The following is a 14053-nucleotide window of genomic DNA, read 5'->3' on the forward strand; positions in this document are numbered from 1 at the left end:
CAGATGGTTAGGAATTTGCCTGGACTAAATCCGATAGCTAAAAGCGAGAAATCAGAATAGGTCCAGCCGGGTAGTGGACGCCCCTTAAGGAGATTCGATAGAATTAAAATGCTTCCGTGAGCCAATTGCGAAAGCCGGCGTGGTGGTCAACCGAGTTTGGCCGCCCGTTCTCATCCTGACCTAAACGTTTGGCTAAGCTGGCCAACGAAGCTTACGACGCGGCACAGGCCCATTCAGCGGAGGCCCGCAGCTTTGCCGATGCCGAGGCAGTTATAACCGCCTTTACATCACGTTTTAATACGCTGAAAGGCATCGAAACCGCCGAACGGGAGGGCCGTTCGCGCCAGCGGCTATTTTTCGGCGAGAACAACAGTCAGCTGCATTTTTATTTATGAAAAAGCCGGATGAGTGCCGAGATTTCCGCAATCGACTCTTTTTGGCCATTTTTAATCCACGTAACCCAAATCTCAAACACACCCGCACTCATAAAATGAATCCAATAGTTTCGTCTTGCGCCTGTCCAGTCTGGGAAGGGGACGAGTTCATCGTAAAATTGCGTAATATGGTGCTTAAAAATCTGATAAAGCAGTCCGATATAATCGGCGGCAATGGCCATTTGAAAATCCTTGGATAAAGCCAGAAAAAATTCGGTCAAATCTTTAATCTTTTGTTCGTGGCTGATTTTAAAGGCAATTTTATTAAAAATATCCGCAAATTTAGGTTCGTAGTAAACCTCCAATACTTGCTCAAGGCTTTCGAAATTCCTATAAAAAGCCATGCGGCTGACGCCCGCTTTTTTCACGACCTCCGAAACCGTCAATTTCGATAATTTCTTCGATTGTAAAAGCTCCAGCAAGGCAATGGTGATCCACTCTTTGGTATCTTTTTTTATCAATTGGGCGTGATCTGTCGCTGCCATAACACTTCCTCCATTCTGTCACACATGCCTGTTTATTACTTGTTTTGCTAGAGCTTCAGTCCTATTATAGGGGAAAACACGTTACAGGTGTAACGTCAATTAAAGGGGAATTGAGTTCACTATGACAGAAACTAATAAACCATTAGTGCTTGTGACCGGGGGTTCGGGATTTATCGCTGTCCATATCATTTTGAAGCTCCTTGAGAACCAGTACCGGGTCCGGGCAACCCTTCGTACCATGGGCAGACAAGAGGAAGTGAAAAGCATGTTGCGGGCAGGCGGAGTGACCCGTTTTGAGGATTTATCCTTCGTTCAAACCGATTTAAGCTCAGACCAAAACTGGGATCAAGCCGTGCAAGGAGCAGAATATGTCATTCATGTCGCTTCTCCTACGCCCAATAGAGTTTATAAAGATGAAAATGAAATGATACAGCCCGCACGTGAAGGTGTTTTACGCGTGTTGAGAGCAGCGCGGAATGCAGGCGTCAAACGGGTTGTTTTAACTTCCGCTTTCGGAGCGATCGGTGTAGGACATCAGCATCACGTTGGTCCTTACACCGAAGAAGATTGGTCCAATACAAACGCTAAAATTCATCCGTATCAGAAATCCAAGACGATCGCGGAACAAGCCGCGTGGGCATTTATCCGGGAAGAGGGGAAGGGATTGGAGCTGGCAACCGTCAATCCTGTGGGAGTGATGGGCCCCATCCTGGGGAATGATTACTCTCATTCCAATACGATTGTTCGCCAGATGCTGGAGGGCAAACTTAAAGCTGTCCCTAAAATTTATTCCGATTATGTAGATGTTCGGGATGTTGCAGAGCTGCACCTATTGGCCATGACACGCCCCGAAGCAAATGGACAGCGCTTTATAGCATCCAGTGCCGAAAACCTCTCGACATTAGGTGTCGCCAAAATTTTAAGAAAACATCTGGGGGAAGACGCCAAAAACGTGCCGAACAGGGAACTTCCAAATTTGGTTGTCCGGGTTTCGGCTCTTTTTAATCCGAATTTAAGAATGATAGCTTCACTCCTGGGCCAGGATATGTCAACAAGTAATGAAAAGGCCAAACGATTACTGGGGTGGAAGCCTCGTTCAGCCGAAGAAGCCATTGTTGCAACGGGTAAAAGCATGATGAAAGTCATTAAAGGGGAGATGAGGTAAGCGCGTGTTTTACCTGTCCTCATCTTTTTACCGGGGTTAACCCTATCCATTGGAATTTTATAGGGAAAAACATTTTAGCCGTATGGGAAATCGCCCGTACGGCTAAAAGCATGATTAGGCTGGAGAATAAGATGGCGATTGGTGTTTGACCCTGCATCTGATAAGATATAATCGCTTGAATTAGGATAACCTTTACCAGTGATAGATAAAGTGTTAGGACTGGAGCTCGGGGCGGAAGATTATCTGACCAAACCTTTTGATAACCGGGAGCTTATCGCCAGAATTAAAGTGGTCCTAAGAAGATACGACAATCACGATCCGCATAAATCCGGGGAAGACAAACCGATGCAGCTTGGGGAGCTGGCCTTTGACCTGGACACCAAAGTGGTGCTGAAGAACGGGACGCCGGTTTCCCTGACCGCCAAAGAATTTAAAATTCTGGAGACGCTGTTTGTATTTGAGTTTGTTGAGGACCTTTCGTATTTCTACGTGATGATGGATCAAATCCGCTATATTTTGTTTGCCGGGGCGGCAGGGTTTCTGATTCTAATTACGCTGGCAAGCTTATTTATTGCCCGTAATACGACAAAGCCGATCCAATATCTGCTTGGGGCCACGGAGAAATTCTCCAAACAGCAGTTCCAGCAGGTTAAGTTGAACAGAAAAGACGAGCTGGGGATGCTTGCCGCAGGACTAAACCAAATGGGCATTCAATTAAATGAATATATCCAGCACCAGAAGCAGTTTGTCTCGAATGTTTCTCATGAACTGAAGACACCGCTTGCGGCCATCCGGGGATTTTCCCAATATTTATATGAGGGTGAAAATAAGGACAAGGATTTGCAAAAGATCTATGCTCATCTTGTAAATGAATCGGACAGGCTGACCCTGCTTATCAATGAGCTGCTGTTGTTAGCCCGGTTTGACAAGGCGGGTTCGGATGAAATGGGCAAGGAAAAAACCGATTTATCCGGGTTAACCGAAAGTGTGGCTGCAGAAATGCGGTCAAAGGCGGAGGACAAAGGTATCCTGCTGGACATCAAGCCGGGAAAACCACTCTTCGCCTTCGTCAATCCAACCCTGATGTCGCATGCAGTCGCGAATATTATAGATAACGCCATAAAGTATTCCCATGCCGGTAAACGGGTTAGAATCGAGACGTTCATCAGGCAGGAGACGGGGGTCATCCAAATAAGGGACGAGGGCGTCGGGATCCGTGAAGAGGAAATTGCCCGGGTGCAGGAGCGATTTTATCGGGCGGAAAATGCCCACGTGGCCAAAGGTTCGGGATTGGGGCTCTCCATATGCAAAGAAATTGTCGAGAAATTTGATGGTAAATTGGAGATGGAAAGCGAAGTGGGCGTAGGGACCACCGTGTCCATCCTGCTCCCCTTAGCGTGAAGTTACAAGAATGATACAAGATTGTGATTAAACTAATAATTTGTTTTCATATGATGACTAAGAAATCATTATGGGAGGGTAACCGTATGAAAGCATTAAACAAACCAGCAGCCCTAATGCTGTCTATTGTCCTTCTTGGGACGTTATTGGCGGGATGTCAGGGAAACGGGGACAGTAGTCCGACGGAGGCTTCCGCTCCCGTCCCTTCATCGAGCAGTAACCCGGCCGGCGGAAGCGCCGATTCCGGGGTAATCAAGGAAGGAACGATTCCCAAGGACGGGAATGTGATCCTGAAAGAGCTTGCCTTTGTCTACAAGGACAATACCATTGCCCTTTCCGATATCGTTGACGACGCAAAACTCGAAAGCATGCTGGGAAAAGCGGAAGAGAAAAAATCCCATACCTATACGGCAGACGATAAGACTAACATGGATCAGCTAATTGGCCGCACAAAAAATCTATACACCTTTCCAGGGCTCGAAATCGAAACCTTCAATACGGGAGAAGGGACCGATTTCTATATCACTACGATTGAAATTACCGCCCCTGAATATGCCACAATCCGCAATATTAAAGTCGGCGACAGTCTTGAAGAGCTTAAGAAAACGTATCCCGAAGGGAACCTGACGGGAAATGGAGCGACCAGCGCGGAGGATGAATACCGGTATACGCCGGCCAACTATGTGGATGTAATGACGTTCCATATCAAGGATGACAAGATTGACCGTATTCGCATAAGCACGCTTTTGGACTGAGTAATTCAATTCCATTCAGTTCGATTAAGTGCGTTGTCATATAGGAAAGCAGCTTAAGTCCAACCCGGAAGGGTTGGGCTTTTTTGTCTTGCAGGCTTGGCTTTGGTACAAAGCTCAAAAAGCACTCCCGACATAGACCAACAGAATGCCCCGCAGCAAATTGAAACTTGGACCTGGCAGTAGACACCACCCGGCGAGCTCAGTAGAATAAGTAAAAACGCAGCCAACTGCATAAAAAGTCATTTTAAGAGAAATTTGAGAGATTATCATTTTGGGGAGTGAGTGCTTTGGAATTTAACGAGGTCATACACGGTCATCGATCTATTCGTGAATATGAGGATAGGGAAGTAAGTCAGGAGATTCTGGATCAAATTTTGGAGGCAGGGATTCGGGCATCTTCTAGCGGCAACATGCAGTCTTACTCCATTATTGTAACGCGGGATAAAGAGCTGAAGAAAAAGCTGTATACGCCGCATATGGAACAATCGATGGTGGTGGATGCCCCGGTTCTGCTGACTTTTTGTGCGGATTTCAACCGGATGAGAAAATGGCTGGAGCTGAATGATGCCCCGGTTCATTTCGATAATTTCATGAGTTTTATGATTGGCGCCATTGACGCCACTTTGGCTGCGCAGAACGTCGCTTTGGCCGCGGAAAATGCGGGACTCGGCATTTGCTATATGGGCTCAACGCTTGCCAACTGTGATCAGATTGGTGAACTGCTGAACCTGCCGCCCAATGTCGTCCCTGTAGTAGGTTATTCACTGGGTTATCCGGCAGAAGCGCCTGCCCTTCGCGACCGGCTGCCTATGAGCGGGCTTGTCCATTACGATCAGTACCAGGATTATTCGGAGGAAGACATTCAAACCATTTATAAAGAAAGAAATGAAAAGGGCTGGCAGCGGTACATGAGTATTCCCAGACTCAAAGAGATGATAGAGGAATTGGGATTAAAGAATCTGGCTCAAGTCTATACGATCGCCAAATACACGAAGGAATCCCACCTCGAATTTTCACAAACCGTGCTGAACTATTTGGAGAAACAGAACTTTATGAAAAATGACGCTGATTCGAATTGATCCTGGAATCAGATTAGCATGTGCAAAATAAATAAGGATGAGCGGAGCAACTTTCGCTCATCCTTATTTATTTTCTTTTAATACAAGAGGCAGAAAGATCAAATCCACAATCTCGACAACGGCCTCATCGGTCAGCGGCGTATGCGTCGTAAGCAGCTCGAACCGGATCAGGTCTACAGGTAGGGAAATGACGCGTTCGGGCAGTTCCTCGACCTTCACCTCTCCGCGACGTTCCGCGTTCTGCAGAATGTTTTTCATGGCTATGACAAGCAAATCCTCCGATCGCGGAGGCAGGGTCAGGTTGGAGTGCAGTTCGGCCCCATGAAATTCAACCATCAGGCCGTGAATCGTCTCGGCCCCGATCATCTGCATCAGTTTATTTAGTCTGTCCAGCAGAGCAAGCACGTCTTGTCTCAAATTCCCCGTGTCCGGAGCTTCCAGGGAAGGTTTGGGAATATGCTTCATAAGCGCAGCGATGACCAGCTTTGCCTTGTTTGGCCACCTTCTATAAACGGCATTCTTATTGGTTTGGGCCCTCGAAGCGACAGCTTCCATCGTCAGCCGGGAATAACCGGTCTCTCTCAATTCCTCCCACGCAGCAGAAAGGATGGCATTCTCCAGGACGTCGCCGCGCCGGCGCGACTTTGCCGTTTGTTGTTCTCCCTCATTATTTTGCTTGTGATCTTTTGATGATTCCACCATTTCGTATTCCTTCTTCCAAGCTGAATTTCATTCGGTCATTTGGGCTCTTGTAAATAGTATATTGCATTTTCACGCAAATGCTAATATGATAATACTCAAATAAGGTACGGTACGTACTGTACCCTAAATAGTTGAGGAGTGAATAACATGGCTAAAAGTGAAGCAGAGGTCCTCGTCAAACCTCCAAAGGAAAAGATAGATCCCGGCATTTTGAAGGTCGCCCTTATTCTTGTGTTCGGCGCGATTGCTTCCCAGTTGGATTCAACGATGGTTAATGTGGCGATCAACACGCTGGCGTCAGATCTGCACAGCACCGTGTCGGCGATTCAGTGGGTCATCACGGGTTATGTACTGACCATGGGGCTGGCGGTACCGATTTCGGGTTGGGCAATTCAGCGGTTTGGCGGGAAAAATGTATACATGTTCTCCCTGTGGGTGTTTCTCATTTCTTCCGTTTTATGCTCTCTGGCGTGGAACCCCGGCAGTCTGATCGGTTTCCGGCTGATCCAGGGGATCGGGGCGGGGCTGCTCATCCCTACGATGCAGAACGTGCTTGTTCAATCGGCAGGTGGCCGCGGGCTTGGCAAGCTGATTTCGATCATTAGCATTCCGGCGCTGCTGGGTCCGATTCTTGGCCCGGTCATTGGCGGGCTGATCATGGACAATATGAGCTGGCGGTGGATCTTCTACGTAAATATTCCGATCATGATCGCCGCACTTTGGCTGTCTTGGAGACACATTCCGGAGGATCAACCAGCCAACCATAAACCAAGGCTGGACGTGATGGGGTTCCTTTTATTGTCCCCGGCGTTTGCAGTTCTGATTTACGGCATTTCGCAAATTAGTTCACATGGACAGTTCCTCTCGGCGGGCGTGCTTGTTCCTTTGGCCGCCGGACTTGTCCTGCTCGCTGCCTACATCGTGTACGCCTTGCGATCAAGCCAGCCTCCGCTGGTAGATTTGCATTTATTCCGTTCCCGGCATTTCCTGGCGTCGAACGCCACCTTGTTTCTGTCGGGTATGGTCATGAACGGGGCGCTGCTCCTGCTCCCGCTATATTACGAGCAGGTTCGCGGCGAAAGCGTACTGATGACAGGGCTTCTCTTGATTCCTCAAGGGGTAGGGATGCTGTTGACACGAAGCTGGATCGGGGGAATGGCTGACCGGGTTGGGGCAAGAAGCATCGTCCTCATCAGCTTGGTTGTGACCCTTGTGGGCAGCATCCCCTTTGCTTATGCGGGGGCGGATACCAACCATTTTCTGTTGGGCGCGGCGCAGTTTGTACGGGGGGCGGCGTTAAACGGTATCCTGATTCCGATTATGGTTTCCGCGTATAAAGGATTAAAGAAGGAGCAAATCCCGCATGCAAGCATCTCTACACGGATCTTCCAGACCGTTGGGGGCGCGTTCGGCTCCGCCGTCCTGGCGACCGTTATCGGGCAACAATTGCAGGGAGGGGCGGAGGCCAGTCTTACCTCCCTGGTCCATGCGTATCAAAACGCTTTCTGGTGGGCTGTAGGGTTTGCTGCTGTCTGCTTTCTGCCGGCCCTCTTCCTGTCTGGTCGAGAACAAGAAAAGGGGTAAATGGAGTTTGGCCGCAGCCTGTGTCTGCGGCTCTATTGAAACGTCCCTATTTTACCAAACGTGTACATTTAAACAAATTTCTCCGTAGACGTACGGAGCCCGCGGGAGCTACACTAGGGAAAGCGACAAGAATAAACTTAGCGGGAGCTTGTATAACGTGACCTTATTAGACCGTACTCCATCATGGAAGAAACTTAGCCTGTTTGCCGTGACATGGCCCATTTTTATCGATTCGGTACTGCGGATGCTGCTTGGCACGGTGGATGTCTTTATGTTAAGCCGCATCTCCGACGAGGCTACAGGGGCAGTGGGTTTAGCCAACGAGATTATTTATTTCTGCATTCTGATGTTCGGTTTTGTTGGAATCGGTACCAGTGTAGCGGTGAGCCAGTATATTGGTGCCGGAAGGGAAAAAGAGGCGAGCCGGATTTCGGCGATGGCTATTTCGCTCAATCTGATCTTCGGAATCCTTGTCAGCCTTGTCCTTGTTGGTTTCGGGGAATCCCTGCTGCGGCTGCTCAACTTAAATCCCGAACAAGTTGACATCGCAAGTCGTTATTTAAAGATTATTGGCGGATTTATTTGGGTCGAGGCGCTTTCTTACGCGGTATCGTCGGTCATTCGTTCGAGCGGGAACACCCAAAGCGTGATGTATGTGACCCTGGGCGTCAATGTCCTGCATATTACAGGAAATTATTTGCTCATTTTCGGTAATCTCGGTTTTCCGGAATTGGGCGTTACAGGGGCTGCCGTATCCACGGTGATTAGCCGTTTGCTCGGCATAGTCGTTCTATTCTTCATTTTGTATCGCCGGGTCCCTGCACCGATTCGCCGGAAGGATTACGTTTCCTGGAAAGCTTCTTATGTCAAACAGATTATGAGTGTCGGATTGCCGGCGGCGGGCGAGCATCTTTCCTGGCAGTCGCAGTATCTCATGGTGATCAGCTTCGTCAACATGATCGGCATTACGGCGTTGAATACCCATGTTTATGTCATGAACATATCGAATTATTTTATGGCGCTGGCGATGTCGATCGGGGCGGGAACCGAAATCATTGTCGGACAAATGGTCGGCTCGGGGGATATGAAGGCAGCTTACCAGAGGTTGATGAAAAGCGTGAGGGTCAGCTTTATATTAACCTTGGTCATTGTCGGGGCTGCCTCCTTGTTCAGGCATGAGCTGATTGGTATGTTTACCAATGACCCTGAGATCATTGCGGCGGGAGCGGGTATTTTTCTGCTGTCCATCGTACTTGAACCGGGACGAACCTTTAACACGGTAATCATCAATTCGCTGCGCGCGGCCGGGGATGCACGGTTCCCCGTCTTGATGGGCATGATCTCGATGTGGGGAGTTTCGGTGCCGCTGGCTTATTTGCTCGGCGTTCATTTCGGGATTGGACTGCTTGGCATCTGGATCGCTTTTACGCTGGATGAATGGCTGCGCGGGGTGATGATGCTGCTCCGCTGGAGAAGCCGGGCCTGGGAGAAGAAAGTGCTTGTGAAGCCTGTTTCCGTTCCGGACAACAGCGTGGGAGCGCAGGCTTAATCAGATGTGGTAATATTACTTTAGGAATCGAGCGCAGTTGTGCAACCATCTACGCTCGATTGGATGACCTTCCGTTTTAAAGACGGTTGGCTTCAGCAAAGGTGACGATCAGAAAAGGTAGACCGCTATCCTTGGTGAGGGACGGTCTACTTTTTTTTAAGTAGGTATTCAAAGCCTCCTGAAGTGATCCAGCCTCCCCCGCAGCCCCTCCAGAATCTCCTCCGGAGCTTCTCTAATCCTTGCATCCTCCCCCAGAAATAGCATCCAGTTTATCATTTCCGCCAATTCTCTAGGTTTATCCACCTGCACAAAAGTACTTACAATCGCCGTGGTTTGATAAGGATCTGTATAGGCAATAAATGCTTTTAAGGGATGGTATTTCTTGTACTGGGCAATGGCTTGGGGACCCAGCTCAAGGATGAGGTTGATTTCTTCTTCCTGGCTGCCGAGTTTTTCTAAGATCTTTTTCGGACTTAATCTCTTTTTCTCCGGGTAGGGTTTGACATCGGTCAGTTGGTCCACGGGAACAATCCTCTTCTTTTCGTCCTTTAAGTCAAAGCCTTCGATCCTCCAAAGGCCTCTGTCATGATAAAGGTGCAGAAGGTAAACGGGATAAGCGCGGATGCCCCTCTCTTCTTCAACGCTGATCGTTAAATAGCTGTCCATAAGCAGGTTTTGGATAAGCTTTTCCAGCATGGGGTGGGGAAGGTCCGAAAGCTCAAGCAAATCGGGATTATGAGGGTTGGTCCCTTCAAATAGCAAAATCTGATTCAATAATACAAGGTCGTCCTGCTGGGTGGCTGAGATGAGGCCCAGTAATTTCTCGGCTAAAGACTGCCGGCTCTTCAGATACGGAAGCTGCGCATTTCTTGTGGCCATAAAGGCAATAAACAGAGCTTTAACCTCATTATCCGTAAAACGAACCCCCGGCAGTAGAGCATTATGCATCACAAAATAACCGCCATCTCTGCCGACTTCCGCGACAAGCGGCATCCCCAAGGCTTCGATTTCCCGGATGTCCCGGATCGCCGTCGAACGGGAGACGCCGAATTCCTGCATGATTTCAGCAATGGTAAAGCGGGAGCGGTTGTTGATATACCGCATGAGGGTGTTGATCCGTTCAACTTTTTTCATGGAGACTCCTAAACAGGTTCATTTTTTGACACCATTTAAGGCTATCATAAACTCATCAAGAACAGCAAACAATTCGACAGCCGCTCACTAAACTTGAGAGAAGGAAGGTTATAACAAATGGCACATTATACGTTGGAAGAGAAGGACAGCTTTATCGTGTATGGACTGGGAACCGAGCTTAAGAGCCATTACACGGACTTTGCCGGCCTGAACAAGGAGAAATCCGACTTCTGGCAGGCGGTCAGCGAGGATGGCAGGCTTGATGCGTTAAAAGAGCTGGCTGCCAACGACTACCTTTTTGTAGTAAATGAAGCGGTGAACAACAAGATGATGTTTTATGCCGGTGTCCTGACAGAGGAAGCGCAAGCGGCGCCTGCAGCGGAAGGGTCCAGGGTAATTCAGTTCCCTAAAGGAGAATACCTGGTGGTTAGAGGGGAAGGGAAGACGGTCGATGAATTGAATACCAAGCTGACCGGCCTTGCCTTTGGTCAAGCCCTTTCGGAAGCTCAAAATCATGCTTATGTAGGCGGGCCGAATACAGCGGTGTTGATGGGAGAGCGGGACGGCCTGCTTGTTGGCGAGATGTGGATTCCGGTTGTAAGGAAATAAGGAGAGAGAGGGTGCTTTCGGAAGTGTCTTATACCGTTGATTTTAAAAATGTCTCCACAGTGGGTTTAGAATCCTCACCCGTTGCAGAAACGCTGGCCGGTCTTCGCGCCAATGAAGCCCGTTATTTCATGAACAAATACAAACATGAGTTTACGGTAGTGCCGGCTAAAGAAAGCCAGGAGACCCTGGATTATGTAAACCGGGTTTTGAAAGAGGAACGGGGAATTGAGTTTGCGGCCAAACCGTTGGAAACGTCGCGTTTTCAGGTGGAGAATATCGACTGGGCTTTCGTTTTTTATGAGAGTGGTCTCGAAGTCAACGTCTTGTATACGGTGGATGACCCTAAGAAACGGGCCGTCGGCTTCAAGCTTTCCGAAGGAATGGAAGTGCCGGCCGAACTGGAGGGGAAGTTCAAGTTTGCCCGGCAGAAGTCTAAATTGGCTGGAACGATTCGCGGTTCGTTTTTCGTCATTAAAGGCGAATATTAATTGAAAATAAATAAAAACCCGGCAAACCTGCCGGGTTTTTCTATGTAGGATTAAATTATGTACGAATAAGGAAATTGCGCATAAAGAGCTGCTATGGTATCATGAAAAAACCACTGGTGTCTTTTTTATGAAAAAACCATAGTCCACCTATCTTATCTACACTTTAATCTTACCATGGGACACAGCGGTTGTCAAATGTGCTTTTTCGGAAATATCGGAAGGGGTGTTCGGAATGGTCAACGAGCAGGATTGGAACCAGGAGCAGGAACGGCTGAGCAAGGTGAAGGGACAGCTGCAGGAGCGAATCGCCGAGCTGGAGCCGGAGGTGGACGGACTGCAGAATCAGGCGGGGGAAATCCGCAAAAGATTCTGGGAAGAAGTAACCGTCAACACGGCTTCCGATGAGGATTTTGAGGAAACGTTCCACAGCATCAAACAGCAGGAAGCGTTGTTGTCCGAACGGGAGCGGAGTTACCGGCTGAAGCTGCAGCAATGGAAAAACCTGCAGCGGCTGCTGCCGTCTCCTTACTTCGGGCGTATTGATTTTACGGAGAATGGGCTTGGCATCAAAGAGCAGGTTTATATCGGGGTATCGTCTTTCGTTGATTCGGAAGGCTTGAATTTTCTGATTTACGACTGGCGGACGCCTATTGCGAGCATGTATTATGACTATTCCCCCGGGCCGGCCGCATATGACACGCCGGGCGGACGCGTCGAAGGCGTTATGGAGCTGAAACGGCAGTATCAAATCCGGAATGGCCGGCTGCAGAACGTATTCGATACGAGCTTAACGATCGGCGACGAGCTGCTGCAGCAGGTGCTCGGCAAAGGTGCGGATTCGCAGATGAGGAGCATCGTGGCGACCATCCAGAAGGAACAAAATGCGATTATCCGCGATGACCAAAGCCGGATGCTCATTGTTCAAGGGGCGGCGGGCAGCGGGAAAACCTCCGCAGCTTTGCAGCGCGTGGCTTATTTGCTTTATAAAGACCGGGAGCGGTTAAAGGCCGATCAGGTCGTTCTTTTTTCACCGAATCCGATGTTTAACAGCTATGTCTCGACCGTGCTCCCCGAGCTCGGCGAAGAGAACATGCAGCAGGCGACCTTCCAGGAATACCTGGAGTACGGGCTTGGCGCCGCGCTGCGTTTAGAGGATCCGTTTGACCAGATCGAATACGTGCTGACCGAACAATCCACGCGGGAGTATGAAGCCCGGCTCAAGGGAATTGAATATAAGGCGTCGGCGTCCTTCCTTCAAGCCCTACAAAATTATGCCGGGTGGCTGGGACAGGAAGGCATGCGGTTTAACGGCATCCGGTTCCGGGACCGCGATCTGATCACGGCTGAGCAAATGGAAGCGCAGTTTTACAGCTATGATCCTTCCATCCGGCTCGCGGTTCGTGTAGGCATGCTGCAGGAGTGGCTGCTGAAGGAGCTGACCTTGCTGGAGCGCAAGGAGCGAACGGAGCTTTGGGTGCAGGAGGAGCTGAATTACCTCGACAATGAGCAGTATGCTGCCGTGCATAAGGAACTGCACAAGGAGAGAGGCGTTTTTGACTTTGCCGAGAAATATGAAGAGATTCAGGAATTCCTGCAGAACAAACCGCGGCGGGATGAGGGCGACTTCGATTATGCAGAGCGGGAGGAAGAGCTGCTGAGCCGGCAGATCGTTAAAGAGCAGTTTAAACCGCTCAGAAGAAGCGTGAAAAAGATGCGAATCATCGACATGGCTGGACTGTATGCCCAGTTGTTCGGCAGCCCGGACGTTTATGCGGCGATGACGAAGGAGAAGCACATTCCGAAGCATTGGGCGGAGGTTTGCGAACAAACCCGGGAGAAGCTTAGCCGGCTCGAGTTGTTCTACGAGGATGCGACTCCGTTTCTGTATCTGAAAGAGTTGGTCGAGGGCGTGCGGATCAATACGCAGGTCAAACATGTCTTTGTCGATGAAGGCCAGGATTACTCGATGTTTCAATATGAGTTTCTGAAAAAGCTGTTCCCCCGCGCCCGCATGACGGTGCTCGGCGATTTCGGCCAGGCCATCTTCACCCAGGCCACAGAGCTGTATGGGGCGGATTCGCCGCTAATCGGGCTCTATGGAGAGCCGGATACCCGTTTGATTCGGCTTGTCCGCAGCTACCGGTCCACCCGCGAGATCGTGGAGTTCACGAGATCGATGCTGCCTGGCGGCCAGGAGATCGTGCCCTTTGACAGAAGCGGAGGGAAACCGCTCCTCACGCAGGCGGCAAGTAAAGGTCAATTGGCGGCGCAAATAGCGGAAGATGTGGCGGTGCTCCAAGCGGAAGGTTTCGCCTCTATCGCGGTTATCACCAAAACCGCCGCTGAAAGCATCGAGGCCCATGACCTGCTGACCGCTCATGGAGGTGCGCAGCTGCGGCTCATTACCAAAGAGACGCCAACCTTTGAGAACGGAGCCGTGGTCATTCCCGCCTATCTGGCAAAGGGTGTGGAATTCGATGCCGTTCTGATTTACGACTCATCAGCGGACGTTTATCACCGGGAAAGCGAACGCAAGCTTTTTTATACGGCTTGTACTCGCGCCATGCACCGGCTTCAGCTGTACGCCGCGGGGGCATGGACGCCGTTCATCAAGGCTGTGGATGCTTCTTTGTATGAAGTGAAAGAGCTGAGAGATTAAAAGCGCGAA

12 protein-coding genes and 2 pseudogenes are annotated in these 14053 nt (G+C 49.7%); 11 read left to right on the forward strand and 3 right to left on the reverse strand.

Features of this window, described 5'->3' with window-relative positions; translation table 11 throughout:
* Positions 1-110: 110 nt before the first annotated feature.
* Positions 111-332: pseudogene (locus tag CBE73_RS14695) on the forward strand (hypothetical protein); the annotation flags it as partial.
* A 53-nt stretch (positions 333-385) separates the two neighbouring features.
* Here the strand turns inward: CBE73_RS14695 and CBE73_RS14700 are convergent.
* Positions 386-919 (reverse strand): TetR/AcrR family transcriptional regulator, encoded by a 534-nt coding sequence (locus tag CBE73_RS14700; RefSeq protein ID WP_094094840.1) that lies wholly within the window; start codon positions 917-919, stop codon positions 386-388.
* 121 nt (positions 920-1040) lie between these two features.
* On the opposite strand from CBE73_RS14700, the gene CBE73_RS14705 reads away from it, so the two are divergent.
* From CBE73_RS14705 to CBE73_RS14720, 5 genes and pseudogenes are all read left to right on the forward strand, one after another.
* Positions 1041-2084 (forward strand): SDR family oxidoreductase, encoded by a 1044-nt coding sequence (locus tag CBE73_RS14705; protein ID WP_094094841.1) that lies wholly within the window; start codon positions 1041-1043, stop codon positions 2082-2084.
* Between the two features lie 201 nt (positions 2085-2285).
* Positions 2286-2394 (forward strand): annotated as a pseudogene (locus CBE73_RS22705) (DNA-binding response regulator); the annotation flags it as partial.
* A gap of 185 nt (positions 2395-2579) precedes the next feature.
* Positions 2580-3485 carry a sensor histidine kinase gene (locus tag CBE73_RS14710; RefSeq protein ID WP_425320420.1) on the forward strand — a complete coding sequence of 302 codons (906 nt, stop codon included), beginning with the start codon at positions 2580-2582 and terminating at the stop codon, positions 3483-3485.
* An 86-nt stretch (positions 3486-3571) separates the two neighbouring features.
* The gene (locus tag CBE73_RS14715; protein WP_094094842.1) at positions 3572-4240 is read left to right on the forward strand and encodes a hypothetical protein; all 669 of its coding nucleotides are present in this window, start codon (positions 3572-3574) and stop codon (positions 4238-4240) included.
* A 287-nt stretch (positions 4241-4527) separates the two neighbouring features.
* Positions 4528-5319: a nitroreductase family protein gene (locus CBE73_RS14720; protein WP_094094843.1), complete on the forward strand. Its 792-nt coding sequence runs from the start codon at positions 4528-4530 to the stop codon at positions 5317-5319.
* 63 nt (positions 5320-5382) lie between these two features.
* Here the strand turns inward: CBE73_RS14720 and CBE73_RS14725 are convergent, their stop codons facing one another.
* Entirely contained in the window at positions 5383-6021 is a 639-nt protein-coding gene (locus CBE73_RS14725) for a TetR/AcrR family transcriptional regulator (protein ID WP_094094844.1), read from the reverse strand.
* A gap of 147 nt (positions 6022-6168) precedes the next feature.
* Here CBE73_RS14725 and CBE73_RS14730 point away from each other — a divergent pair, with 147 nt between their 5' ends.
* A complete protein-coding gene (locus CBE73_RS14730; RefSeq protein ID WP_094094845.1) occupies positions 6169-7605 on the forward strand; it encodes an MDR family MFS transporter in 1437 nt (478 codons plus the stop codon).
* Between the two features lie 157 nt (positions 7606-7762).
* Positions 7763-9154 (forward strand): MATE family efflux transporter, encoded by a 1392-nt coding sequence (locus CBE73_RS14735; RefSeq protein ID WP_094094846.1) that lies wholly within the window; start codon positions 7763-7765, stop codon positions 9152-9154.
* Between the two features lie 168 nt (positions 9155-9322).
* On the opposite strand, the gene CBE73_RS14740 is transcribed toward CBE73_RS14735, so the two are convergent.
* Positions 9323-10288 (reverse strand): helix-turn-helix transcriptional regulator, encoded by a 966-nt coding sequence (locus CBE73_RS14740; RefSeq protein ID WP_094094847.1) that lies wholly within the window; start codon positions 10286-10288, stop codon positions 9323-9325.
* Between the two features lie 117 nt (positions 10289-10405).
* Between CBE73_RS14740 and CBE73_RS14745 the strand changes: the two genes are divergently transcribed.
* The 3 genes from CBE73_RS14745 to helD all read left to right on the forward strand — a co-directional run bounded on the left by CBE73_RS14745 (position 10406) and on the right by helD (position 14044).
* Entirely contained in the window at positions 10406-10897 is a 492-nt protein-coding gene (locus CBE73_RS14745; RefSeq protein WP_094094848.1) for a GyrI-like domain-containing protein, read from the forward strand.
* A 23-nt stretch (positions 10898-10920) separates the two neighbouring features.
* Positions 10921-11385, forward strand: a complete 465-nt coding sequence (locus CBE73_RS14750; protein ID WP_094096331.1) for a phage tail protein — start codon at positions 10921-10923, stop codon at positions 11383-11385.
* Positions 11386-11617: 232 nt separating this feature from the next.
* Positions 11618-14044: an RNA polymerase recycling motor HelD gene (gene helD, locus CBE73_RS14755; RefSeq protein ID WP_094094849.1), complete on the forward strand. Its 2427-nt coding sequence runs from the start codon at positions 11618-11620 to the stop codon at positions 14042-14044.
* Positions 14045-14053: the final 9 nt, after the last annotated feature.

The sequence above is a fragment of the Paenibacillus physcomitrellae genome (genome assembly GCF_002240225.1).
GTDB lineage: Bacteria > Bacillota > Bacilli > Paenibacillales > Paenibacillaceae > Fontibacillus > Fontibacillus physcomitrellae.